The following is a 23639-nucleotide window of genomic DNA, read 5'->3' on the forward strand; positions in this document are numbered from 1 at the left end:
GAAAGCAGGCCAGACCATGAGCAGCACCGCGACCGCCGTCAACCCTGTCCTGCGCGTGGCCCCGGCGGCCCCGGCCGAGGCCGCCGCCTACTTCCGCGCAAGCCTCGTCTTCCACGCCGATGTGTCGGACGTCGCCGCCGCACTCGCCTCCGACGGGCACCCCGGATTCGTCGTCCTGGACTCCCGCTCCACCGAGTCCTGGGACCAGGGCCACATCCCCGGCGCGGTCCACCTGCCGACCGCCCTCATCCCCGAGCAGGCCGAACAGCTCCTCGACAAGTCGGTGCCGGTGGTCACGTACTGCTGGGGCCCCGGCTGCAACGGCGCCACCCGCGCCGCGCTCGCCCTCGCCGAACTCGGCTACCAGGTCAAGGAGATGCTCGGCGGCTTCGAGTACTGGGCGCGCGAAGGCTTCGAGTACGAGACCTGGAAGGGCCGCGAGCGCCGCCCCGCCGACCCTCCCCCACGCTCGAACAAAGCTCGCGCGGGGGCACCCCCATCGGCGCCGGTGGACGCGGAGGACTGCGGCTGCTGAACCGCACTGCGTACGGGGAGGGACGGGGGACGGCGGATTCATCGGTTCCGCGGCCGTGTACGGTTCTGCGCCATGGTGCGATACGCGGAACCCGGTGCGCTGGAATGGGTCGAGTCGGGCGGCGGGCCGCTCATTGCGGTGCCGGAGACGGTGCTGCCGTTCTGGTCGGGGGCCGACGGCGAGGAGACCGCCTCCGACTACGACCGGGCCTGCGAGGTCGACGGATTCGTGGGGCTGCTCCCGGTCGGGGACTCGGCCGCCCTGGTCCTGGGCGACGAACCCGCCTCCACCGCCTTCCTGCCCGAGCACGCCACCTTCATACGGTGGTGGGCGGCGAACTCCGAGGCCGAACTCCTGGCCGGGGTCCCTGCCGCTCTCGCCACGGCGGACTGGGGACACGAGGTGCGGTGGGAAGTGCCCGGCACGGTCGTACTGTTCGACTCGGCCTGGCCCGGATCCGAAACGGCGCGGACCGACTGTCTACGGGTCGTGCTGGAACCGGGGCGGTACGCCGTGCGTGCGGCCAATGTGCAGCCGGGACCGGAGACCTGGCTGGGCCTCGTCCAGCTGCGGCGCGTCGAGCACGGACAGCCGGGCGCGGATGGTCGGGCATGGGCGGTCGAGCACGGATAATCGCGTGCGCCGGTTCGAAGAGTTGCCCATCATGGTCGTTCATGCCCCGACTGCCGCCCCCCGCTCCCGAAGACCTTCGCCGTGAGCTGCTGCCCCTGCGCGGCCGTACCGCCCTGGTGACCGGGGCCAGCAGACGTGCCGGCATCGGACATGCCGTGGCCCGGCGGCTCGCCGCGTACGGGGCGAGCGTCTATCTGCACCACCATGTCCCGCACGACACCGCCATGCCCTGGGGTGCCGACCGCACCGAGGACGTGGTCGCCTCCGTGCGTGCGGCACTCGGCGATCCCGCGGCCCGGATCGCAGCGGGCCCCGGCGACCTCGCCGACCCGGCCGCGCCCGCCGAACTCGTCGCCACGGCCGCCTCGGCGCTGGGCGGACGGCTCGACATCCTTGTCGCCAACCACGCCCTCAGCGGCAGCGACGGCACCCTCGACACCATCGATGTCGCGATGCTGGACGCGCACTGGGCGGTCGACACGCGCTCGGTGCTGCTCCTCGTCCAGGCCTACGCCCGGCACCGCGCCGCACTGCCGCCGCGCACCCCGGGCGGACGTGTCGTGATGATGACCTCCGGCCAGGACATCGCGGGCGGTATGCCCGGCGAGATCGCCTACGCCCTCCAGAAGGGCGCCCTCGCCTCGATCACCCGGTCCCTGTCGACGACGCTCGCCGAGCAGGCGATCACGGTGAACACCGTCAACCCCGGTCCGGTGGACACGGACTACGCGACCGGGGAGACGTACGAGGCGGTCGTCTCCCGTTTCCCGTCCGGGCGTTGGGGCATGCCCGACGATCCCGCCCGCCTCAGCGCGTGGCTCGCCACGGACGAGGCGGACTGGATCACCGGCCAGGTGATCGACTCGGAGGGCGGCTTCCGCCGCTGACCTGCCCGGCCGTCAGAGCTGGGCGAGCTCGTCCACCAGGTCGTCCAGGCCGAGCGAGCCCTGCGAGAGCGCCGCCATGTGCCAGGCCTTGAGGTCGAACGCGTCGCCGCGCCGCTCACGCGCCTTCGCCCGGCCCTGGAGCCAGGCCCGCTCGCCGAGCTTGTAGCCGATGGCCTGGCCGGGGATGGTCAGGTAGCGGGTCAGCTCGCTCTCCACGAAGTCCGCAGGCCGGCTGCTGTGGGCGCCGAAGAACTCCTGGGCCAGCTCGGGGGTCCAGCGCTCGCCGGGGTGGAAGGGGGAGTCCGCAGGGATCTCCAGCTCCAGGTGCATGCCGATGTCGACGATGACCCGGGCCGCCCGCATCATCTGCGCGTCGAGGTAGCCGAGCCGCTGCTCCGCGTCCGTGAGGTAGCCGAGCTCGTCCATCAGCCGCTCCGCGTACAGCGCCCAGCCCTCGACGTTGGCGCTGACCCCGCCGATGGTGGCCTGGTAGCGGGAGAGGTCAGCGGCGACGTGCGCCCACTGCGCGAGCTGCAGGTGATGGCCGGGGACGCCCTCGTGGTACCAGGTCGAGACGAGGTCGTAGACCGGGAAGCGGGTCTGCCCCATCGTCGGCAGCCAGGTGCGGCCGGGGCGGGAGAAGTCCTCCGTCGGGGGCGTGTAGTACGGGGCTGCGGCGCCGCCGGGCGGGGCGATGCAGGACTCCACCTTCCGTACCCGCTCGGCGAGTTCGAAGTGGGTGCCGTCCAGTTCGTCGATCGCCTGGTCCATCAGGCCCTGCAGCCAGTCGCGGACCTCGTCGACCCCGTCGATGTGCTTGCCGTGCTCGTCGAGGTGCGCGAGCGCCACCCACGGCGTCTCGGCGCCGGGCAGGATCTTCTCGGCCTCCTGCTTCATCTCGCCGAGCAGGCGGTGGAATTCGGCCCAGCCGTACGCGTACGCCTCGTCCAGGTCGAGGTCCGTGCCGTTGAAGTAGCGCGTCCAGCGCCCGTAGCGCTCACGGCCCACCGTGTTCGGCGCGCCCTCGATCGCCGGCGCGTAGACGTCGCGCATCCAGTCGCGCAGCTCCACGACGGCCGCGGTCGCCGCGCGGGCCGCCTCGTCCAGCTCCGCGCGCAGCGCTTCGGGGCCCGCCGAGACGAAGTCCTCGAACCAGCCGCGGCCCTTGCCGTCCGTGTCCGACCATTCGGTGAGCTGCTCGACGAAGGTGGCCGTCGGGCGCGGAGCCGCGTGCAGCTTGCGCTCCAGACCGAGGGAGAGGGACTCGCGGTAACCGGCGTACGCGGCCGGCACGCCACGCAGCCGCTCGGCGATCGCCGCCCAGTCCTCCTCCGACTGGTTCGGCGTCACGGTGAACACCTCGCGCACCGAGTGCGCGGGCGTAGCCATGTTTCCGACGCGGCGCAGCCCCTCCTCGGCCTCGTGCACGGCCAGTTCGGCATTCAGCCGCTCGCGCAGCAGCCGGCCGCAGCGGCGCTCGATGTCACTGTCCGCGCCGGGTTGCTGCTCGGCCTCGTCGAGCCGCGCCAGGGTCCGCCGTGCCAGTTCCGCGAGGGCCTCCTGGCCCGCGGGCGAGAGGTCGGGCAGCCTGCTCGAACTCTCCTTCACACCGAGGTACGTTCCGGTCACCGGGTCGAGGGCGATGAGCTCGTCGACGTATGCGTCGGCGACCTCGCGGGGCAGCGGGTTAGTGGTCTGTGACATGCGGTCCATCCTCATACGAGTGGCCGCCGCACGTCATCCGGATTGAGCCGAGGGCGTAGGACGCGCTCCGAGGGAACCGCCGTATGCGAAACGGCCCGGCGTTCCCGCCGGGCCGTTCTCAGCTGTCCTGTGCCGGGAGCCAGTCCCGTGCGACACGCTCGCCGACCTGCTCCTGCGCGACCTCGTACGGCAGCCGGGAGCCGGTCCGGTCCGTCTGCAGGCGGGCCGTGATGACCAGGGTGCCCTCCTCGATCTGGTAGTCGAGGGGGAGCCCGAGGCCCCGCATCGCCGCGACCATGCCGGTGTTGGAGGCCTGTGTCACGGCGTAGACGCTTTCGCAGTTCGCCTCGGCAGCCATCGCCACCAGCCGCTCCAGCAGTTCACCGCCGACGCCGCGGCGCTGCCACTTGTCCTCGATGAGCAGCGCGACCTCGGTCTCGTCCCCGTCCCACAGCAGATGGCCGAGGCCGACGAGGCGTCCCGACGCGGTCTGCACCGCGAGGGTGCGGCCGAAGCGCGGGCTGAGCAGATGGCTCAGGTAGCGGTCCGCGTCGCCGACCGGCCCGTGGTAGCGCATGCCGAGCGTCCGCGCCGAGCACCGCTCGTGCATCGCCTTCGCGGCCTCCAGGTCACGTGCGTCGGCCCGCCGCACGGTGATCTCGTTGCCCTCGGGCAGCGTCAGCACGTGCTGGCTGTGCGGCACCCGCGGCCCGAGCCGGGCGTCCAGCTCCACCAGCGCCCGCGCCCGGGCGAACTCCGTCGGGGTGAACGGCAGATACGGCCGCTCCACAGTGATCACTCCGCCTTCCGGCGCCCGCAGCCGCATCACGGTGTCCTCCAGCACACCCTCCACGGGCACCGCCCCAGGACCCCGGCCGCCGCCGACCGGCGTGGCGGGCAGCTGGCGGATGGTGCACCGGCCGAGCAACTGCCTGAGGGCGAGCGGCAGTTCGGCCGCGTCCAGGGCGGTGCGGGCGGCCAGACCCAGGACCCGGGTGGGGGCGTCCACCAGATCGTGGGCGTCGGCCCGCTCGATCCAGGTGTCGCTGCCCCCGGCCAGCGAGACCACCTTGGTGAGCTCGGAGGCCATGAGCCCGCCGGGAGCCCGCAGCAGGAACTCGTCCACCGTGCCCTCGGCCAGCGGATGCGTCTGCAGGCTCAGGATGTCGACCTGCCGCCCGGCCAGCGCCGTGCACAGCGCGGCCAGCGACCCCGGTTCGTCCTTCACCGTCGTCCGCATCCGCCACAGCGCGCTTTGACCGGGCTCGGCCCCCGGCGTCGCCGACGACTCCTCGGACGGCCCGGCCTGCTGCCCCTGCGGCAGCGACCGGGCGCCGGTATCGCCGGCCGGAGGTGCATGGCCGTGGCGGCGTGTCCACCAGGTGTGGAACGCCGCCGTGGCGGCCAGGGCGACCGCCGAGATCACCAGCAGCGCCGGACCGTCGGGCCCGTGCCCGACCAGGTTCGCCACCCCGTCGGCCACGGCGACGGACGTGAACAGGGCGGCGAGTTCTACGACGTCGCGCCGCCAGTGGTGCACGGGACGGCCGTGCTTCGCACGGGTCACATCAGACATTTCTCGACTCATGCAACCACTGTGAAGGAAACGTGTTGCGTGATCACGAACGCTTTGTGACTGATCGGTAAAGTGTCGTTATGCTCCTTTTGTAGCTGCGAACACGCGTACGGGCGGCGAGCTCGCGGCTACGGAGCGGCACCGCGCACCGGGGGATGACGCCGGTGCGCGGCCCACGGGAAAGCGTACGGGAGTTACTGGCCGACCCGGCCCGGCTGCAGCACCTGCGTGAACAGTACGGTGCCGTCATATTCGCGCAGCCGCACCGTCAACTCGCCGCTGTGCCCGTCGATGTCGACCTCGCCGAAGAACTGGTAGCCCTGGGCCGGCGAGACGTTCGCGGTCGTCGGCGCCTTCACGAACACCCGGTCGGGGCCGAAGGTGCCGTCGAGCGCGTTGGCCGGGAAGGCACCGGCGTTGAGCGGGCCGGAAACGAACTCCCAGAACGGCTCGAAGTCCTTGAACGCCGCCCGTGACGGGTCGTAGTGCTGGGCGGAGGTGTGGTGCACGTCCGCCGTCAGCCACACGGTGCCGGTGATCCGCCGGTGCTTGATGAACCGCAGCAGTTCCGCGATCTGCAGCTCGCGGCCCAGCGGGGCCCCCGGGTCGCCCTGGGCGACGGCCTCGAAGTTCGGCTTGCCCTCGACCGGGTCGGGCACGACCAGCCCGAGCGGCATGTCGTTGGCGATCACCTTCCACACCGCGCGGGACCGGGCGAGCTCCCGCTTGAGCCACTCCAGCTGCTCACGGCCGAGGATGCCCACCGGGTCCGTGGTCTGGTCGTCCGGCGAGTTGGCGTTGCGGTAGGTGCGCATGTCCAGCACGAACACGTCCAGCAGCGGGCCGTGGCTGACCTTGCGGTAGATCCGCCCGTCCGGGCGGCCGCTGATGGTCGAGATCGGGAAGTACTCGGAGAAGGCCTGCCGGGAGCGCAGCGCGAGGTCGTCGAGCCTGGTGCCGGCCGGGTAGGGCGTGCCGGTGCCGATGACCTCACCCGGGTACCAGTTGTTGCGGACCTCGTGGTCGTCCCACTGGATGATGTTCGGCACCTGGGCGTTGAACCGGCGCAGCGCCCGGTCGAGAAGGTTGTAACGGAAGTTGCCCCGGTAGTCGTCCAGGGTGGTCGCGACGTGCGACTTCTCCTCGGTGGTGACGTTCCGGTAGATGCTGCCGTCCGGCAGCGTGGCGGTGGCGGAGATCGGGCCGTCGGCGTAGATGTTGTCGCCGCTGCACAGGAAGAAGTCCGGGTCCACCTTCGCCATCGCGTCGAAGATGCGGTAGCCGCCGATCGACTCGTTGATGCCCCAGCCCTGTCCCGCCAGGTCGCCGGACCACACGAACTTCACGCCCTGGCGGCGCTTCGCCGGGGCCGTACGGAAGGTGCCGGTCACCGGCTCGCCGGTGCGGCGCGGGTCGTCCGGGTCGGCGAGCAGCACGCGGTAGTGGATCTGCTCGCCGGACGGCAGCCCGTGCAGCCGGGTGGTGCCGGTGAAGTCCGAGCCGGCGCCGAGCAGCGGACCGTGCCATCTGTGCGGGTTGCGGAAGGACTCGGTCGCGGACGTCTCGACGATCATCCGGGCCGGCCGGTCGGAGCGCACCCACACCAGCCCCGAGTGGCAGGTCACGTCGCCCGCCTGTACGCCCCAGCCCGCCGTGGGGCGCCCCGAGAGGGCGAACGCCGGGGCCGCGCCGAGCGTGCTGGGCAGGGTCAGGGCCGCCGACGCGGCGAGGGAGCCGCGCAGGACGCTGCGGCGGCCGGGGAACGGACGGTGTGACATGGATGCGCCTCCAGGGACGGGATCCGGCCAGTGTGCGATGCCACAACTACTGGTGCGCCGCAGCGCACACGGAAACCCCGAGTGAACAACTGGCCGCAGGGACACGGGAACGGGGTGCGCAGGAGCCGACTGCCCGGACGAAAGGGACGAGCCTTCCGTCGCTCTTCGCGCCGTCATCCTCCGGTCATACGCCGGCTGCCTGCGCCATCAGCCGTACACCTGCCCGGATCCGGGCGGGCGACAGATGCGCGTACCCCAGTACCAGCCGTATGCCGCCGCCGGCCTCGTGCTCGGCACGCGCGTGCGTGTAGGCCGTCAGCGGACGTACGGCGACACCGGCCGCGGCCACGCGCGCGAGGAAGCCCTCCTGGGGGCCGTACCGGTGCGGGAGTGCGGCGATGACGTGCAGCCCCGCCGCGATCCCGGCGACCTGTGCGCCGGGGAAGTGCTCCTGCAGCGCGGCCACGAGCGCATCACGCCGTTCTCGGTACGCCCGCTGGCAGCGGCGGAGCTGCCGGTCGTAGTCGCCGCGCTCCACGAAGCGGGCGAACAGCGCCTGGTCGAGGGTGGGATGGCCGAGATCCATGGTGCGCTTGCGCTCGACGACCTCCTCCGCCAGCGCCTCGGGCACCAGCAGCCAGCCCAGCCGCAGACCCGGGGCCAGGGACTTGCTGACGGAGCCCGTGTAGGCCACGTGTTCCGGGTCCAGGCCCTGCAGCGCGCCCACGGGGGCACGGTCGTAGCGGAAGTCGCCGTCGTAGTCGTCCTCCAGGACGAGCCCGTCCACGGACCGCGCCCAGTCGAGCAGTTCGGTGCGGCGGCGCGCGGAGTAGGCGATCCCGGTGGGGAACTGGTGGGAGGGCGTCGTCACGACGGCCCGCACGTCCGAGTCCCGCAGCGCTCCGACGACGATCCCCTCCCCGTCCAGGGGCACGGGCACGGTGGTGACACCGGCCGATGCATACAACGCGTCGTGCTGGGGGCTGCCGGGATCCTCGACGCCGACCGTGCGCAACCCGCGCGCGTGGAGCGCGAATCCGAGCAGCGTCGTCGCCTGCGCCACCCCGGAGACGACCACGATCCGCTCCGGATCCGCGACCACACCCCGGCGGCGCGCCAGCAGCTCCGCCAGGGCCATACGCAGCTGGGGCAGTCCGCGCGGGTCGGGGTAGCCGAGGTCCTGGTGGGGCAGTTCGGCCAGGACCGCGCGCTGCGCCGCGGCCCAGGCGGCGCGTGGGAACAGCGACAGATCCGGGGTGCCGGGCACGAAGTCGGCGCGCGCCCCGGGGGAGCGCGGGGCGAGGTCACGCGCGCGTGGCGGCGCGGCCCGCACCGCGCCTCCCACCCAGGTGCCCGCACCTCGCCCGCTGCGCAGATAGCCCTCCGCCGTCAACTGCTCGTACGCCTCGGTGATCAGCCCCCGCGACACCCCGAGGTCGGCGGCGAGATCCCGGCTCGACGGCAGCCGGGTCCCCGGCGCGAGCCTCCCCGTGCGCACGGCCTCACGCAGCGCCGCCTGCAGTGAGCGTCCACGCGTGCGTGCAGGCGCGGAGGCGGCCGGCAGGAGCAGCTCCCAGGCGGGGGTGCCCACCCGATTGGTCTCCGATGACGTCATGGAAATGGACCTTAAACCGGGCCGCGGCGCTGCCTAGCGTCGCTGCCATGAACGCCACCACCACCCGTGGAGCCCTTCTCGCCGCCCTCGCCTGTGTCCTCGTCGGCGGGTCCTTCACCGCGAACAGCGTCCTCGGCCACTACCCGTACGCGGGCGGCCAGTTCCTGCGCTACGGCCTCGCCTGTCTGCTGCTTCTGCCGCTGGCCGGCCCGGGAGCTTCGGCGCGGCTGCGGCTGCTCGCGCCCCGCCAGTGGGCCCGCCTAGCCCTGCTCGCCGCCGTCGGGATGGTCGGCTTCAACCTGGCCGTCATCGCGGCCGAGCGCTCCGCGGAACCGGCGGTGCCCGGCGTCTTCGTGGGCTGCGCGCCCGTGGTGGTGGCCGTCGTCGTCCCGCTCCTGGAGGGCCGCCGTCCCCAACGCCGGGTCCTGTACGGCGCGTTGCTCGTCGCCTGTGGCGCCTTCACCGTTCAGGGGTGGGGGCGTACGGACGGCACGGGGATCGCCTTCTCGGCCTGCGCACTGGTCGGCGAGGTCGGTTTCGCGGTACTCGCCGTGCCCGTTCTGCGGCCCCTGGGCCCCCGGCTGCTGTCCGCCACGGTGTGTGGCCTGGCAGCGGCCGAGTCCGCGGCGGCCAGACTGCTCGCGGACGGTACGGCGTGGCTGCGGCGCCCCGACGCCACCGAGACCGCCGCGCTGCTGTGGCAGGCGGCGGTCGTCACCGTCGTCGGCTTCGTGTGCTGGTACATGGGCATGCAGCGGCTCGGCGCCGAGCGCGCCACGCTGTTCTCCGGCCTTATCCCCGTCGCCGCCGCATGCACGGCCCCGCTCGTCGAAACGGGCTCGTACGGGGCCGCCCAGGCCGTCGGCAGTGCGCTGGTCGGCGCGGGAGTCGCCCTCGGATCGGGCGCGGTGAGCTTGAGAGGTGCCGGGTCAGCGGCTGCCGTCGAGGATGACGCGGGCGACCAGCGCCGGATCGTCGCTCATCGGGCAGTGCCCGCAGCCGGGCAGCCGCACCAGCCGGGCCCGCGGGACGATCTGCTTGGCGCGCACCCCCTGACGGCGTACGAGCAGCATGTCCCTGGTGCCCCAGGCCACGGTGACCGGGACGGTGGGGATGTCGTGGGTGAACCGCACGGTGCTGCCGGCCCGCAGGGTCGCGTCGAAGCCCGTCGCCTGCGCCAGGGCCAGCGTCTCGGCGACCACGGCCTCGGGTGAGCGGCGGCCGGGGCGGGCGTAGATGGTGCTGGTCAGCATGGTGCGGCCGGCCGCCGAGCGGGACAGCCGCTCCACCAGGGGCAGTGGCAGCCGCCGGGAGATGTGCCGCATGGCGAGCAGCACGCCGAAGGCGTAGCGCCGCTCGGCCTCGGACCAGAAGCCGGCCGGGGACAGAGCGGTCACCGACCGCGCGAGCTGCCCGCGGCCGAGCTCCAGGGCGAGCAGACCGCCGAGCGAGTTGCCCGCCACATGCGGACGGTCGAGTTCCAGCGCCTCGCAGAACGCACCGAAGACGGCCGTCGTCGTGGGCAGGTCGTAGGAGAGTCCGTCCGGCAGGGCCGGGGAGACGCCGAAGCCGGGCAGATCCACGGCGATCACGTCGCGCTCGGTCGCCAGGATGTCCACCACCGGGTCCCAGGCCTGCCGGTGGTGACCGATGCCGTGCAGCAGGAGCAGCGGTTCGCCGCTGCCCACGCGCGCGTAGGAGACGGTCACGGGCTGTGGGCCCCCTGGAGAGGGGACCTTGAAGGAGACGGTGGCGGACATGGGGGTGCTCCTCGTCTGGGCTCGCCGGCGGACGCCGTGTAGACAGCTTGTCAGCAATTGCTACCGACGGGTAGCCCCTGGGGGTGGCCGACCTCCCGGCCGCACCGCCTTCAATGGCCCCTGCGCACCTCCAGGTTGAACTCCGCATGCCCGAGATGCCGGAAGAGATCGAGCCACAGCGGCAGCAGCATCTCCACGCTGCGGGCCGACCGGATGCCGCCCAGGTCGAGCACCCGGTCCGGTGGCCACCCGAACTCCCCGAGCATGCCCCTGACCTGTTCCTTGGCGCCCGAGTCCGCGCCGCACACGAAGACCTGGTGTTCGCCCGGAACCAGCGCCGGATCGACCATCACCCTGGAGTTGACCGTGTTGAGCGTCTTCACCACGCGCGCGTGCGGGAACGCGCGCTGGATCTGCTCGCCCACGCTGTCCGACTCCACGGGAGACAGCCGCACCTCCCCGTCCTCGAACGCCAGAGGGTTGGAGACGTCGACGACGACCTTCCCGTCCAGATTCGCCGCCCCGGCCGCCTCCAGGGCGGCGAGCGCCACCCGCCCGCCGACGGCTACCACCACCACTTCGGCGGACGAGGCCGCCTCCGCGAACGTGCCGGCCTGCGCCCCGGCGCCCACGCTCCGCGCCCACTCCACGGCCACGGGATTGTCCTTCGTGCGCGAGCCCAGCGTCACCTCGTGGCCCAGCTGCGCGAGCCTGCCGCCGAGCGTGCGGCCGACGTCGCCCGTGCCCAGAACCGCGTACCGCATCGCCACCTCCGCAATTCCGGCCGCCGACCGCCGGCGGCCCGCGGTCATTCTGCTCCGGGACACCGCGGATTTCTCCTGGACATGTCCGGACGCGTCGCATGGGATGGGACCGTGACCACCGACACCGAGACCGACGTCTTCGAAGAGCACCGCCCCGTTCTGCTGGGAGTCGCCTACCGCATGCTCGGGCGGGTGGCCGACGCGGAGGACGTGGTCCAGGAGGCCTGGCTGCGCTGGTCCGGCGCCGACCGCAGCGAGGTACGCGAACCGCGCGGCTATCTCGTGCGCATCACCACCCGCCTCGCCATCGACCGGCTGCGCCAGATCAAGGCGCGCAACGAGGCGTACGTCGGTCCGTGGCTGCCCGAGCCCTATGTGACCGACTTCGGGGACACCGTCCCGGACACCGCCGAGCGGGCCGTGCTCGCCGACTCAGTCTCGCTGGCCGTCCTCGTCGTCCTGGAGTCGCTGTCGCCGCTGGAGCGGGCGGTGTTCGTGCTCCGCGAGGCCTTCGGCTACCCGTACGCCGACATCGCCGTGATGCTCGACCGCGGCGAGGCGGCGGTGCGCCAGCTCGCCGGGCGGGCCCGCAAGCATGTCGAGGAGCGGCGGCCGCGCTACGAGGTCGACCCCGGACGGCGCCGTGAGCTGACCGAACGGTTCCTCGCAGCCGCTGCCGAGGGAGACCTGGAAGGCCTCATGGCGTTGCTGGCGCCCGACGTGCGACTGGTGGGCGACAGCGGCGGCAAGTCCAGGGCACCGCTGCGGGTCCTGGAGAGCGCCGACAAGGTGGGCCGCTTCCTCGTCGGGGCCGCCCAGAAGGGCGTGCCCGAACAGTCCTTCCGGTTCATGGAGCTCAATGGCGGCCTCGCGGTCGTCGTGCTGTCCGCGGGCAAGCCGGACAGCGTCTTCCAGGTGGACGTCTTCGAAGGGCGCATCCAGTCGCTCTACATCATCCGCAACCCCGACAAGCTGCTCTCGCTGCCCTCCGCGTAGGCGACGAGGACGGTCCGGTACGAACACCGTGTGAACCCTGCGCGACGAGGTCTCTGTGTCGCGCCCATGGGATCCAGGATTGGTCTTGACCAAGGGTTTGGGCAGCCCTATGGTCGCAGATAAGTGCAACAACCTTTAATAAACAAGGGCGCTAAAACGCCGCCGGACCACGGCGATTGCGGAGGACAGGGTGGGGACCACGCAGTTGGAATCGGTGCCGGAACCGAAGTACTGGCATCTCAAGACCGTGCTCAGTGAGGCATTGGACTCCGAGTTCTCCGTGGGCGAGATCCTGCCCAACGAACGCGACCTGGCCGCCCGCTTCGGCGTCGCGCGCGCCACGCTGCGGCAGGCCCTGGAGCAGCTCGAACTGGAAGGCAGGCTGCAGCGCCGCCGCGGTGTCGGGACGACCGTCGCCCCGCCGCGCGTGGGCGTCGCGGTCGGCACCGAGCAGCACGCCTGGCCGGGGGCCTCCGGGGACGTCTGGCAGGCCGTCGACTGCACACCCGCGGCCCCGCCCGCGGCGGTCGCCGCCGCACTGGAGACGGGCCCGGAGGAGACCGTGTACACGGTGCGCCGCTCCCGCGTCTCCAACGGCCAGCCCGTGGCCGCGGAGCTGCTGTACGTCCCGGCGTCCTCGGTGCCGGACCTCTCGGCCATAGACGCGCCGTCCGGACCCGCACGCGCGCGTGCCGTGCTGCGCGAGCTGCAGCGCCTTCAGCTGGAGGGCCGAGAGAGCGCCGTCGAGCTCGGTTCCGCCCGCGCGGACGACGCCAAGGAACTGGACCGGCTCCCCGGGGCGCCCGTCCTCGTGGTCACCACCCGCTTCCTCGCCGACGGCCGCACCGCGGCACTCTCCGTCGCCACCTACCGCGCGGACACCTGCCGCCTGACCTTCGGCGACTCGGGCGGTGTGGAGATCCACCAGGGGCCCGAGCGCCAGGCCTCCTGAGCCCCGGCCCCGCCGGACCTGCTGTGCCCCGGAACCGCTCCGGGGCACAGTGCGTTGCGGCGCCGCCGGTTCAGCGCCGCGCCGTCATCGTGCCCTCGACCGCGAACAGCTGCTCCTCCACGTGGTCCAGGGCCAGCCGCAGCGCACCCGTCGCCACCGCGGCCTCGCCCAGCAGCGACAGGGCCACCTTCGGCGGGCGCAGACAGTAGCGGGCCAACTCGCGGCGCAGGGGCTCCAGTACGCCGTCCAGGCCGGCCGCCCAGCCGCCGATGACGACCAGTTCCGGGTCGAGGGCGAGGACCAGGGCGGCCACGTCGTGCACGAGCCGCTGGATGAAGCGGTCGACGGCCGCGCGGGCCCGTTGGTCGCCCTCGCGGGCCTGCGCGAAGACCTCGGCGACGGCCTGTTCGTCGAGCGGGTGCAGCGGCTCGTCCGTGGTGGACAGCAGCGTCTCGGGGGTCACCTCGCGGCCCAGCAGATGCAGCGCGCCGATCTCGCCGGCCGCCCCGCCGTACCCCCGGTGCAGCTGCCCGCCGATCAGTGAACCGGCACCAGGGCTCAGCCCGGCCAGCACGAACACCACGTCGTCGGACTCGGTGGCCGCGCCCTTCCAGTGCTCGGCGACGGCCGCGGCGTTGGCGTCGTTCTCGACCAGCACCGGGCACTTGAAGGACCGGCTCAGCCGTTCGCCGAGACGCAGCCCCGTCCACTCGGGCAGCGCCGCGCACAGCCGCACCGTGCCGTCGGCCTCGACGATCCCGGGGGAGGCGACCCCCACCGCCCGCAGCGAGCCGCGTGCGACCCCGGCCCGGCGCAGCAGTTCGGCCACCGCGGTGCGCAGCCGCTCCAGGCGCTCGTCCGCCGGAGCCGTCTCGTCGACGTCCTTGGCGACCGAGCCGAGCACCCGGCCGTCCAGATCCGCGAGGAGCGCGGCGACCCGGTGGGAGCCGATGTCCAGGCCCAGCAGATGCCCCGCCTCCGCCCGGAACCGGAAGCGCCGTGCGGGCCGCCCCTGGCGTCGCACCACGCTCTCGTCGGCCGCCTTCTCGACGACGTAACCCGCCTCGATGAGGCCCTCGACGACGCCCTCGACGGTCGGCCGGGACAGCCCGGTGACACGCGTGATCTCCGTCAGTGTCGCCGCGTCCGTGGCACGCAGCGCGTGCAGGACCACCGCGGAGTTGATCCTTCGCAGCAGCGAGGGATCCCCGCCGGTCAGCCGCCCCAACGTCCCGTCCTCCCAGCTCGTGCGCGTGTTGGCCGGATCGTACCGGGTCGCTCCGCCGGGTAGGACCGCTTGGCAGTGCCGCGGTGGGCTGACTTTTGTCCGCGGCGTCGTCGTGGCTGGTCGCGCCCCCCGGCGGAGCCGCACATGGACACCGCCCCGCGCCCCTTTGGGGCGCCCCCGGCGTTCTCACCGGGCCGGGGTGCCGCCGGAACGCCTGACACCTCACCAATTGTCAGTGGTGGCCGCTTTACTGGATCACATGGACATCGCGAAGGACCTGGCGCTGACCGACCTGCTGTGCACCGAGGACTTTCCGACGGCGGACAGCGGGCCGCGGATCGCCGCGGGCGGACCCGGTTACTACATCACCCCGTTAGGGACGGGCCCCTGGCCGAGTGCGGACGATCTGTACGCCTACGAGGTCGCGCTGATGCAGCGGTACGACGAGAGATGGGGAAAGGCGCTCCGCTGGGGCGGCGTGACGCTCCAGGAGCGGCGCCGCCGGGGAGAGCACATACCGGAGCCCTGGGACGTGCTCAGCGCCCGGGCGGACGACCTGCGTACGTGGGAGGCGACCGGTACGGGACGCTGGGTCAACCTGGCCGTCGCCGACCGCAACACCGAGGAGGAGCCCGAACTCCTCCTCATGGTCACTGAGATAGACCCGCCCTGACCCTCAGCCTCGCGAACTCCTCGGCCATCGTCTCCACCGTCCAGTGCGCGTTCAGCCCGCTCGGATTGGGCAGCACCCATACCCGTGTCTCCCCGAACGTCCGCTCCTGCGGCCCCACTTGGGCCCTGCGGTCGTCGAACGCCGCCCGGTACGCGGTGACTCCCACCACCGCCAGCCAGCGCGGCCGCAGCCGTGCCACCTTCAGCGCCAGCAGCCGCCCGCCCTCGCGGTACTCCTCCGGATCCAGTTCGTCGGCCCGCGCCGTAGCCCTGGCCACGACGTTCGTGATGCCCAGCCCGTATGACAGCAACTCGCTCTGCTCCGACGGCTTCAAGAGCCGGGGCGTGAAGCCCGACCGGTGCAGCACCGGCCAGAAGCGGTTGCCGGGGCGGGCGAAGTGATGTCCCGTCGCCGCCGTCATCAAGCCAGGATTAATGCCGCAAAAGAGTACAGAAAGACCGTCCGCGACCACGTCCGGGACGAGACGGTCGCGGGCGGCCTCCAGTTCCGCCGCGGTGAAGCGGGTCAGAGGATCGCCCCCGGCGTGTAGCCCGCGGCCTCCGGGTGCTGCTTGACGATCTCCTCGATACGGCCGACGACCACGGCGACCTGGTCGGCTGCGGCGCCCGTGAAGGACAGCTTGTCGGCCATCAGGGCGTCCAGCTGGGCGCGGTCGAGCGGGATGCGCTCGTCGGCGGCCAGCTTGTCCAGGAGCTCGTTGCGCTCGGCGCCCTGCTCGCGCATCGCCAGGGCGGAGGCGACGGCGTTCTCCTTGATGGCCTCGTGCGCCAGCTCACGGCCCACTCCCGCGCGCACCGCACCCATCAGCACCTTGGTCGTGGCCAGGAACGGAAGGTAGCGGTCCAGCTCACGGGCCACGACCGCCGGGAACGCGCCGAACTCGTCCAGCACCGTCAGGAACGTCTCCAGCAGACCGTCCAGCGCGAAGAACGCGTCCGGCAGCGCGACCCGGCGCACCACCGAGCAGGACACGTCGCCCTCGTTCCACTGGTCGCCGGCCAGCTCGCCGGTCATCGACGCGTAGCCGCGCAGGATGACCATCAGGCCGTTGACGCGCTCGCAGGAGCGGGTGTTCATCTTGTGCGGCATCGCCGAGGAGCCGACCTGGCCCGGCTTGAAGCCCTCGGTCACCAGCTCGTGCCCGGCCATCAGACGGATCGTCTTGGCCAGCGACGAGGGGGCCGCCGCCAGCTGCACCAGCGCCGTCACGACCTCGTAGTCCAGCGACCGCGGGTAGACCTGGCCGACCGAGGTGAACGCCTGCGAGAAGCCGAGGTGCCGGGCGATCCGGTTCTCCAGGTCGGCCAGCTTGCCCGCGTCACCGCCCAGCAGGTCCAGCATGTCCTGCGCCGTGCCGACCGGGCCCTTGATGCCACGCAGCGGGTAGCGGCCGAGGAGCTCCTCGACCCGGCCGTACGCGACGAGCAGCTCGTCGGCGGCGGTCGCGAAGCGCTTGCCCAGGGTGGTGGCCTGCGCCGCCACGTTGTGGGAGCGGCCGGCCATGACCAGCTCGCCGTACTCGCCCGCGAGCTTGCCGAGCCGTGCCAGGACCGCCACCGTGCGGTCGCGCATCAGCTCCAGGGAGAGCCGGATCTGCAGCTGCTCCACGTTCTCGGTGAGGTCGCGGGAGGTCATGCCCTTGTGCACGTGCTCGTGCCCGGCGAGGTCGTTGAACTCCTCGATCCGCGCCTTCACGTCGTGCCGGGTGACCTTCTCGCGCTCGGCGATCGAGGCCAGATCGACGGTGTCGAGGACGCGCTCGTAGTCGGCGATCGCCGCGTCCGGCACCTCGATGCCGAGGTCCTTCTGGGCCTTGAGCACGGCGAGCCAGAGCTGCCGCTCCAGCTTCACCTTCTGCTCGGGCGACCAGAGCGTGGCGAGCTCGGCGGAGGCGTAGCGTCCGGCGAGGACGTTCGGGATGCGGGGCTTGGCGGGCGCAGAAGTCACGTGTCCAGATTCTACTGGCGGTTTGTGCAGGCCAGCGCCACGGGTGCCTTCGGCGGAACCTACGAGACCTGTGTCACGCCGGGTGACCCTGGGGGCCCGCCCCCAGACCCCCGTTCGGCCTGACCGGCCTCGTCCTCAAACGCCGGACGTGCTCAGCCAGATCCTCGGCCTCCCCATCAACACAACCGAGCGCTGGACACACCTGGCCGGCCGCAACCGGAGCAACTGCCTCGGAGCGCGCGCTCAAGGGACCCCGCTCTACAGCCTGACGACCCCGTTGGTCACACTGACGCCCGTGCCTCGAACAGCCACCGCCATCTCGTCCCGGCAGGTCCGCCGCCTCACCGCGATGGCGTTTTTCGGTCCGCCGGTGATCGTCGGGCTGTCGTTGCTGGCCGCCAATCCGGACTGGAGCGGGCTCGGACTGGTACTCGGGACCTTCTCGCTGATCGCGACTCTCTCACTGATGATCATCGCAGCGCCGAACGGGTGGTTGATCGTGGGCGGGGTGATCGTGGGGATCGCCGCGCTGTCCGGGCCGGGGCCGGTGCTGCAGGCGGAGGTGATGGCGCACCAAGGGCAGCGGGTGGAGGTGCGGATCACCTCGGTGAAGACGTACCAGGGCAAGCACGGGCCGGAGTACACCTGCCTTCTGGGGCGGGTGGACGGAAAGCCGCTCAAGCACGCCGAGCTGGGCGGCGACTCCTGCGACGGGCCGACGGAAGTCGGGCAGACCGAGGACGTGCTCGTCGACCCGCACGGCTGGACTGCGCCGGAGCCGGCCGAGACGGACTACAGCGGGATCGACATCGCCGCGTGGGCCCTGCCGGTGGTACTGGTGCTCTTCGAGCTGCTGGTCTGGCTGTCCCGGCGGGTCGGGCTGCGCCGGTTCGAGGGCCGCTGATGGCGCCCGGGTCCCGGAAGAACGTGGCCTGGCCCCCGCACGTGGTGCGGCGGCTCGCCCGCATGACCGCGCTCGTCCCCCTGTTGATGGTGGGCATCGGCGTGCTCGGCACCAGTCCGGACTGGTTTCCGGCGGCGCTGATCCTCGGTGCGCTGACCGTGGCCCTCGCGATCGCGGTGCTGATGGCGACCGCGACCAAGGGGTGGGTGTTCTTCGCCGGGCTGATCATCGGACTGGCCGTCATGCTCGGCTCCGGGCTGGTCTTCCAGTCCGCGCTGATGCAGAGCCAGGGGCAGCGTACGGAGGTGCGGATCACCTCGGTGTACACCACCAGGGGCAAGACCGGCCGGATCTACCACTGCAGGCTGAAGCGGACCGACGGCAGACCGATGGACCACGCCAACATCGTCGGCCTTGGCTGCAACGGCACGGAGGACGCGGGCACCACCGAGGACCTGCTGGTGGACCCGAGCGGCTGGCTGGCCCCGCAGTCCGCCGATTCCGACTTCAGCTTCCTCCCCGTTGGCGTCGTGGGAGTCGGCATCGCGATCGGGTTGTGGGAGCTGACTGTCTGGCAGACTCGCCGGATCGGCCTGCGCGAGGCCGCGGCGGGCCCGAGGGCGCCCGGCCGGCCTGGCGGTGCCAAGCCGAGCGCCGGCAACCGGAGCCAGAAGAAGCGCAAGCGGCGCTAGCGTCTTGCGCCAGTTGACCGCTGGTAGACACGTGGGCCTCGCCGACCGGGGTCCGGACGCCAGTCAGGCACGTTGGCCGTTCAGTACTACATAGAGGCGATACCGCCGGTATCGCATCTAGGGCCCCACCGGCCGCCAGTCCGTCACAGGGCCGGGGTTTGTGTGGTCCGCAGGGGTGACCCAGAAGGCTTTGCCCAGCTCAGCGCTAAAGTGGGCGCCTGTCCGGCCGTCCCCGGAGGAGCGGCCCGTCAGGCGGCGGCCGATCCACGGCAGCAGGTGCTGCCGGGCGAAGCGGACGTCCGCCACCCGGCGCGCGGCCCAGCCCGGAGGCGGGGTCGCCGCCATGGGCGTGTGCCACTCGGCGTCCTCGGGGTCGTAGCCGAGCCTCTGCCAGACCGCCTCGGCGACCCTGCGGTGCCCCTCCGCCGTCAGGTGCAGGCGGTCGACGTCCCACATGCGCGGGTCGGAGAGCGAGGGAGCCCCGTACAGGTCGACGACCAGCGCCCCGTGCTGGGCCGCGAGCTCGTCGACCGTGGCGAACAGTTCCTCCATGCGCGGGCGGAAGCGCTCCAGGACCGGTCCCTGGCGGCCGGGGCTGCGCATCAGCACCAGCTGCTTGCAGGCCGGGGCCAGCCGCTCCACGGCCTCGGTGAGCAGACCCCGTACCCGCCCCATGTCGCACTTGGGTCGCAGGGTGTCGTTGAGGCCGCCCACCAGCGTGATCGCGTCGGGTTGCATGGCTGCCGCCACGTCGACCTGCTCGTCGACGATCTGCCCGATCAGCTTGCCGCGCACCGCCAGGTTGGCGTACCGGAAGCCGGGGGTGACGGCCGCCATCCGGCCGGCCAGGAGATCGGCCCAGCCCCGGTAGGAGCCGTCCGGCAGCAGGTCCGACATGCCCTCGGTGAAGGAGTCGCCGACCGCGACCAGGCTGGTGTGTATGGGGTTCTTCTGCATGGCGGAAGAGATGGTATCCCGGTTCCATACCCGTCGGTCGGTCGGCCCTGCTCACTGGGGCGGGCGGCTCAGGCCCGCTGCCCGAACAGCTCCTGCAGCACGTCCTCCATGGTCACCAGACCGGCCAGCCGGTCGTCCCCGCCGAGCACGGCCGCCAGGTGGGTGCGGCTGCCGCGCATCGCGGTCAGCACGTCATCCAGCGGTGTGCCCTCCCGTACGCGCGCGATGGGCCGCATGTCCCGTACCCGGAAAGGCACATCCCGCGGAGAGGCGTCCAGCGCGTCCTTGACGTGCAGATAGCCGACGATACGACGGCCCTCGTCCACCACCGGGAAGCGGGAGAAGCCCGACTGGGCCGACAGCCGCTCCAGCTCCTCCGGGGTGACGCCCACGCGCGCGTAGACGACGCCTTCCAGCGGAAGCACCACGTCGCGCACCGGACGGCGGCCCAGCTCCAGAGCGTCATGCAGCCGCTCCAGCGCGCGGTCGTCGATCAGGCCCGCCTCGCCCGAGTCCCGCACGATCCGGGCCAGCTCGGCGTCCGAGAAGGAGGCCGCGACCTCGTCCTTGGTCTCCACCCGCAACAGCTTCAGCAGGGCGTTGGCGAAGGCGTTGATCGCGAAGATCACCGGGCGCAGCGCCCGCGCCAGGGCGACCAGCGGTGGCCCGAGCAGCAGCGCGGTGCGCACCGGCTCGGCGAGCGCGATGTTCTTCGGCACCATCTCGCCGAGCAGCATGTGCAGATACGTCGCCAGGGTCAGCGCGATCACGAAGGACACCGCGTGTCCGGCGGACTCGGGCACGCCCACGGCGTGGAACACCGGCTCCAGCAGATGCGCGATGGCCGGTTCCGCGACCACACCCAGGACCAGCGTGCACAGCGTGATGCCGAGCTGCGCGGCCGCCATCAGGGCGGACACGTGCTCCAGGCCCCACAGCACGCTCTTGGCCCGCCGGTCGCCCTCCGCGTCCCCTTCCCCGCCTTCCAGGGCCTGCTCGATCTGCGAACGCCGTACGGAGATCAGCGCGAACTCGGCGCCGACGAAGAAGGCGTTGACGACGAGGGTCGCCAGGCCGATCAGCAGCTGTACGGCGGTCACTTCGTGGCCTCCCGATTCGTCGTACCGTCCGCCTCGTCCTCAAAAGGCGCGTGCATCAGCACCCGTGCGGCCCTGCGCCCCGAGGCGTCCACCACGTCGAGCCGCCATCCGGTGACCTCGACGAAGTCGCCCACGGCCGGGATGCGGCCGAGCTCCGTCGCGACGAGGCCGGCCAGCGTCTCGTACGGCCCCTCCGGCGCCCTGAGGCCGACGCGCACGAGCTGGTCCACCCGGGCCGAGCCGTCGGCCGAGTACAGCGCGCGGCCCGCGTCGTCGCTGCCCGCGGGGGCCAGGTCGGGCGTCTCGTGCGGGTCGTGCTCGTCCCGCACCTCGCCGACGACCTCCTCGACGATGTCCTCCAGGGTGGCCACGCCCGCGGTGCCACCGTACTCGTCGATGACGACGGCCATGGTGCGCTTGCCGGACAGCCGGTCGAGCAGCCGGTCGACCGTCAGGGTCTCGGGGACGAGGAGCGGTTCACGCATCAGCTCGGAGACGTGGGTGTGCCTGCGGCGGTGGGCAGGTATCGCCAGGACGTCCTTGATGTGCGCGGTGCCCACGACCGAGTCGAGGCTGCCGCGGTAGACCGGGAAGCGGGACAGCCCGGTCGCCCGGGTCGCGTTCGCCACGTCCTCACAGGTGGCCTGGACTTCGAGGGCGATGACCTGCACGCGGGGCGTCATCACGTTCTCCGCGGTCAGGTCGGCGAGGTTCAGGGTCCGTACGAACAGCTCCGCGGTGTCCGCCTCCAGGGCGCCCTCCTTGGCGGAGTGCCGGGCAAGCGCGGCCAGCTCCTTGGGGCCGCGCGCCGAGGCCAGCTCCTCGGTGGGCTCCAGGCCGAAACGGCGCACCGCGTGGTTCGCGGTGTTGTTGAGGTGGCTGATGAAGGGGCGGAAGACCGCGCTGAACAGGCGTTGCGCATTGCCCACGCGCTTGGCCACGGCCAGCGGCGAGGAGATCGCCCAGTTCTTGGGCACCAGTTCGCCGACGACCATCAGGAAGACGGTCGAAAGGGCCGTACCCAGCACCAGGGCGAGCGAGGTCGCCGCCGAGCGCGAGATGCCGAGGGTCTGCAGCGGGCCGGCGATCAGCTTGGCGATCGACGGTTCGGCGAGCATACCGACGACCAGGTTGGTGACGGTGATGCCGAGCTGCGCGCCGGAGAGCTGGAAGGTCAGGCTACGGACTGCCTTGAGGGCGCCCGCCGCGCCCCGCTCGCCGCGCTCCGCGGCCCGTTCGAGCTCGGCCCGCTCGACCGTGGTCAGCGAGAACTCGGCCGCGACGAAGGCGCCGCAGGCGAGCGAGAGCAGGATCGCCACCAGCAGGAGGAGCACTTCGGTCATCGGGTCACCTCCGTCCCATCGTCGGACAGGGGCGGGAGGAACGCGCGATGTCGTGTACGGCGCGTACTACTGGGAGGCTCGCCCATGGGCGGACGCTCACACCTTTCACAGGAGGGCCGGAAGGGATCCGGATTCGGTCCTCCAATAGTAAAGGATCGGCAAAGGTGGTCAGGGTGTGAGGTGCTTCACCCACCGCCGCCAGTGCTCCTCGGGCGTGTACCCGGCCGCCCGCCAGGCATGCTGCCCGGTCTCGTTGCGCACCAGCACCATCGCGTCCCCGCGCCGCCCCCCGAGTCGTACGAACCGTTCCTCGGCCGCGGCCAGCAGTGCCGAGCCGATGCCCTGGCGGCGGCGGTCCGGGTGCACCGCAAGGCGGTACAGATGGCAGCGCCAGCCGTCGAAGCCTGCGATCACCGTGCCGACGAGTCCGCCGCCCTGTTCGGCCAGGATCAGTGCCTCGGGATCCCGGGCGACCAGCCGCTCCACGCCGTCCCGGTCGTCGCTGATGCTCGTCCCTTCGGCGGCCACTTTCCAGAAGGCGAGAACGGTGTCGAGGTCCGCGGCCGTCGCGGCCCGTATACGCAGATCGGTCATACGGAGATCCCAGCACGTACGTCCGTCCCTTACCCGGAATTCCAGCATCCGGACGGACCGGACCGTCAGCGCCCGCCCAGCTCCGCGACAACCGGCGCGAACGCCTCCATGTACGGCTCCAGGACCGTCAGATAGGTGAAGCCGTACCGCTCGCGCTGGGCCAGAACCTGGGCGACGATCTGGTCCACCGTGCCGACCAGCAGGATCGGCAGCTCCAGTGCCCCCTGCACGGTCGCTCCGGGCACCCGCTCCACGAACGGTCTGACCGCGGCGGCGCGATCGTCGGTCACGATCACGTGCTGGACGAGCAGGTTCAGTTCGGCCGGTTCCTTGCGCCCCTCGGCCAGCCGCCGGTAGCGCGCCACGCTCTCTTCGAGTTCCCCGGCGCCGACCGGCAGCAGCTGTCCCGTGGTGCTGCCCGGCACCAGACGCGCACCCGTGAAGGCCGCGATGTCCGCCTGCTCGGCGGTGAGCCCCAGCATGTGCCGACCGTTGCCGCCGATCATCAGCGGCACCCGTCGCGAGTGGGGCAGTTGGTCGGAGCCGAGCAGCCGGTCCAGCTCCTCGATCGTGCGCCGCAGATGGTCCACGCGCTCCCGCGGAGAGCCGAACGGCAGCCCCGCCCGGTCGTGTTCGGCCTGTACGTAGCCGGTGCCGAGCCCGAGTTCGAGGCGGCCGCCGGTCAGGGCGTCCGTCGTGGCCACCTCGCGGGCGAGCAGCGTGGGATTCCAGAAGGCCGCGTTGAGCACGGCCGTGCCGAGCCGCGGCCGTTCGGTGACCGCGGCCGCGGCGACCAGTGCCGGGAACGGCGCGACCATGCCGAGGTGGTCGGGGACCTGGATCACGTCGTAGCCGAGTTCCTCGGCGCGGCGGCACCTGGCCCGCCACTCCCCGGCGGGCGCGGGGTCGAGCAGGTTGACCCCGAAACGGAACGGACGCGGCATGAACTCTCCTCACCCATATGGGACTTGAGCCTCTGC

At 72.1% G+C, this 23639-nt stretch carries 22 protein-coding genes and 1 pseudogene; 9 read left to right on the top strand and 14 right to left on the bottom strand.

Annotation, left to right across the window (positions count from 1 at the left end):
- Window positions 1–16 precede the first annotated feature (16 nt).
- From ACWCRD_RS34150 to ACWCRD_RS34160, 3 genes are all read left to right on the top strand, one after another.
- The gene (locus tag ACWCRD_RS34150) at window positions 17–535 is read left to right on the top strand and encodes a rhodanese-like domain-containing protein (protein WP_450969601.1); all 519 of its coding nucleotides are present in this window, start codon (window positions 17–19) and stop codon (window positions 533–535) included.
- Window positions 536–607: 72 nt separating this feature from the next.
- Window positions 608–1168, top strand: a complete 561-nt coding sequence (locus ACWCRD_RS34155; RefSeq protein WP_450969602.1) for an immunity 21 family protein — start codon at window positions 608–610, stop codon at window positions 1166–1168.
- 41 nt (window positions 1169–1209) lie between these two features.
- A complete protein-coding gene (locus ACWCRD_RS34160; protein WP_450969603.1) occupies window positions 1210–2055 on the top strand; it encodes an SDR family oxidoreductase in 846 nt (281 codons plus the stop codon).
- 12 nt (window positions 2056–2067) lie between these two features.
- Here the strand turns inward: ACWCRD_RS34160 and ACWCRD_RS34165 are convergent, their stop codons facing one another.
- The 4 genes from ACWCRD_RS34165 to pdxR form a co-directional block, all read right to left on the bottom strand.
- Window positions 2068–3759 (bottom strand): DUF885 domain-containing protein, encoded by a 1692-nt coding sequence (locus ACWCRD_RS34165; RefSeq protein ID WP_450969604.1) that lies wholly within the window; start codon window positions 3757–3759, stop codon window positions 2068–2070.
- Between the two features lie 118 nt (window positions 3760–3877).
- Entirely contained in the window at window positions 3878–5335 is a 1458-nt protein-coding gene (locus ACWCRD_RS34170) for a GNAT family N-acetyltransferase (protein ID WP_450969605.1), read from the bottom strand.
- Between the two features lie 194 nt (window positions 5336–5529).
- Window positions 5530–7113 (bottom strand): alkaline phosphatase D family protein, encoded by a 1584-nt coding sequence (locus ACWCRD_RS34175; RefSeq protein WP_450969606.1) that lies wholly within the window; start codon window positions 7111–7113, stop codon window positions 5530–5532.
- A gap of 184 nt (window positions 7114–7297) precedes the next feature.
- Window positions 7298–8728: a MocR-like pyridoxine biosynthesis transcription factor PdxR gene (gene pdxR / locus ACWCRD_RS34180; protein WP_450969607.1), complete on the bottom strand. Its 1431-nt coding sequence runs from the start codon at window positions 8726–8728 to the stop codon at window positions 7298–7300.
- A gap of 47 nt (window positions 8729–8775) precedes the next feature.
- Between pdxR and ACWCRD_RS34185 the strand changes: the two are divergent.
- A pseudogene (locus ACWCRD_RS34185) lies at window positions 8776–9612 on the top strand (EamA family transporter); the annotation flags it as partial.
- 45 nt (window positions 9613–9657) lie between these two features.
- Here the strand turns inward: ACWCRD_RS34185 and ACWCRD_RS34190 are convergent.
- Complete coding sequence (locus ACWCRD_RS34190) at window positions 9658–10488, bottom strand: alpha/beta fold hydrolase (RefSeq protein WP_450969608.1); 831 nt, start codon at window positions 10486–10488, stop codon at window positions 9658–9660.
- Window positions 10489–10598: 110 nt separating this feature from the next.
- Window positions 10599–11252: an NADPH-dependent F420 reductase gene (locus tag ACWCRD_RS34195; protein ID WP_450969670.1), complete on the bottom strand. Its 654-nt coding sequence runs from the start codon at window positions 11250–11252 to the stop codon at window positions 10599–10601.
- A 111-nt stretch (window positions 11253–11363) separates the two neighbouring features.
- Here ACWCRD_RS34195 and ACWCRD_RS34200 point away from each other — a divergent pair, with 111 nt between their 5' ends.
- Together ACWCRD_RS34200 and ACWCRD_RS34205 are read left to right on the top strand one after the other, a co-directional pair.
- Entirely contained in the window at window positions 11364–12248 is an 885-nt protein-coding gene (locus tag ACWCRD_RS34200) for an RNA polymerase sigma-70 factor (protein ID WP_450969609.1), read from the top strand.
- Window positions 12249–12438: 190 nt separating this feature from the next.
- Window positions 12439–13200: a GntR family transcriptional regulator gene (locus ACWCRD_RS34205; RefSeq protein WP_450969610.1), complete on the top strand. Its 762-nt coding sequence runs from the start codon at window positions 12439–12441 to the stop codon at window positions 13198–13200.
- Between the two features lie 70 nt (window positions 13201–13270).
- On the opposite strand, the gene ACWCRD_RS34210 is transcribed toward ACWCRD_RS34205, so the two are convergent.
- Window positions 13271–14428, bottom strand: coding sequence for an ROK family transcriptional regulator (locus ACWCRD_RS34210; RefSeq protein ID WP_450969611.1), 1158 nt, complete (start codon window positions 14426–14428; stop codon window positions 13271–13273).
- A gap of 259 nt (window positions 14429–14687) precedes the next feature.
- Between ACWCRD_RS34210 and ACWCRD_RS34215 the strand changes: the two genes are divergently transcribed.
- Window positions 14688–15101: a hypothetical protein gene (locus tag ACWCRD_RS34215; RefSeq protein ID WP_450969612.1), complete on the top strand. Its 414-nt coding sequence runs from the start codon at window positions 14688–14690 to the stop codon at window positions 15099–15101.
- Here ACWCRD_RS34215 and mug read toward each other — a convergent pair.
- Window positions 15079–15630, bottom strand: coding sequence for a G/U mismatch-specific DNA glycosylase (gene mug / locus ACWCRD_RS34220; protein WP_450969671.1), 552 nt, complete (start codon window positions 15628–15630; stop codon window positions 15079–15081). The two genes, ACWCRD_RS34215 and mug, sit on opposite strands and share 23 nt — an antisense overlap.
- Complete coding sequence (gene purB, locus ACWCRD_RS34225) at window positions 15627–17069, bottom strand: adenylosuccinate lyase (RefSeq protein WP_115914061.1); 1443 nt, start codon at window positions 17067–17069, stop codon at window positions 15627–15629. The genes mug and purB overlap by 4 nt, the downstream gene beginning before the upstream one ends.
- Window positions 17070–17364: 295 nt before the next feature.
- On the opposite strand from purB, the gene ACWCRD_RS34230 reads away from it, so the two are divergent.
- Complete coding sequence (locus ACWCRD_RS34230) at window positions 17365–17973, top strand: hypothetical protein (protein ID WP_450969613.1); 609 nt, start codon at window positions 17365–17367, stop codon at window positions 17971–17973.
- Window positions 17973–18665 (top strand): hypothetical protein, encoded by a 693-nt coding sequence (locus ACWCRD_RS34235; RefSeq protein ID WP_450969614.1) that lies wholly within the window; start codon window positions 17973–17975, stop codon window positions 18663–18665. The genes ACWCRD_RS34230 and ACWCRD_RS34235 overlap by 1 nt, the downstream gene beginning before the upstream one ends.
- A 117-nt stretch (window positions 18666–18782) precedes the next feature.
- Here the strand turns inward: ACWCRD_RS34235 and ACWCRD_RS34240 are convergent, their stop codons facing one another.
- The 5 genes from ACWCRD_RS34240 to ACWCRD_RS34260 all read right to left on the bottom strand — a co-directional run bounded on the left by ACWCRD_RS34240 (window position 18783) and on the right by ACWCRD_RS34260 (window position 23603).
- A complete protein-coding gene (locus ACWCRD_RS34240; RefSeq protein ID WP_450969615.1) occupies window positions 18783–19622 on the bottom strand; it encodes an SGNH/GDSL hydrolase family protein in 840 nt (279 codons plus the stop codon).
- Window positions 19623–19690: 68 nt separating this feature from the next.
- On the bottom strand, window positions 19691–20722 hold the full coding sequence (locus ACWCRD_RS34245) for a hemolysin family protein (protein ID WP_450969616.1): 1032 nt from the start codon (window positions 20720–20722) through the stop codon (window positions 19691–19693).
- The gene (locus ACWCRD_RS34250; protein ID WP_450969617.1) at window positions 20719–22065 is read right to left on the bottom strand and encodes a hemolysin family protein; all 1347 of its coding nucleotides are present in this window, start codon (window positions 22063–22065) and stop codon (window positions 20719–20721) included. The genes ACWCRD_RS34245 and ACWCRD_RS34250 overlap by 4 nt, the downstream gene beginning before the upstream one ends.
- A 168-nt stretch (window positions 22066–22233) precedes the next feature.
- The gene (locus tag ACWCRD_RS34255) at window positions 22234–22659 is read right to left on the bottom strand and encodes a GNAT family N-acetyltransferase (RefSeq protein ID WP_450969618.1); all 426 of its coding nucleotides are present in this window, start codon (window positions 22657–22659) and stop codon (window positions 22234–22236) included.
- Between the two features lie 65 nt (window positions 22660–22724).
- Window positions 22725–23603, bottom strand: coding sequence for an LLM class F420-dependent oxidoreductase (locus ACWCRD_RS34260; protein WP_450969619.1), 879 nt, complete (start codon window positions 23601–23603; stop codon window positions 22725–22727).
- Window positions 23604–23639: the final 36 nt, after the last annotated feature.

It is taken from the genome of Streptomyces sp. NPDC002092 (assembly GCF_053593775.1).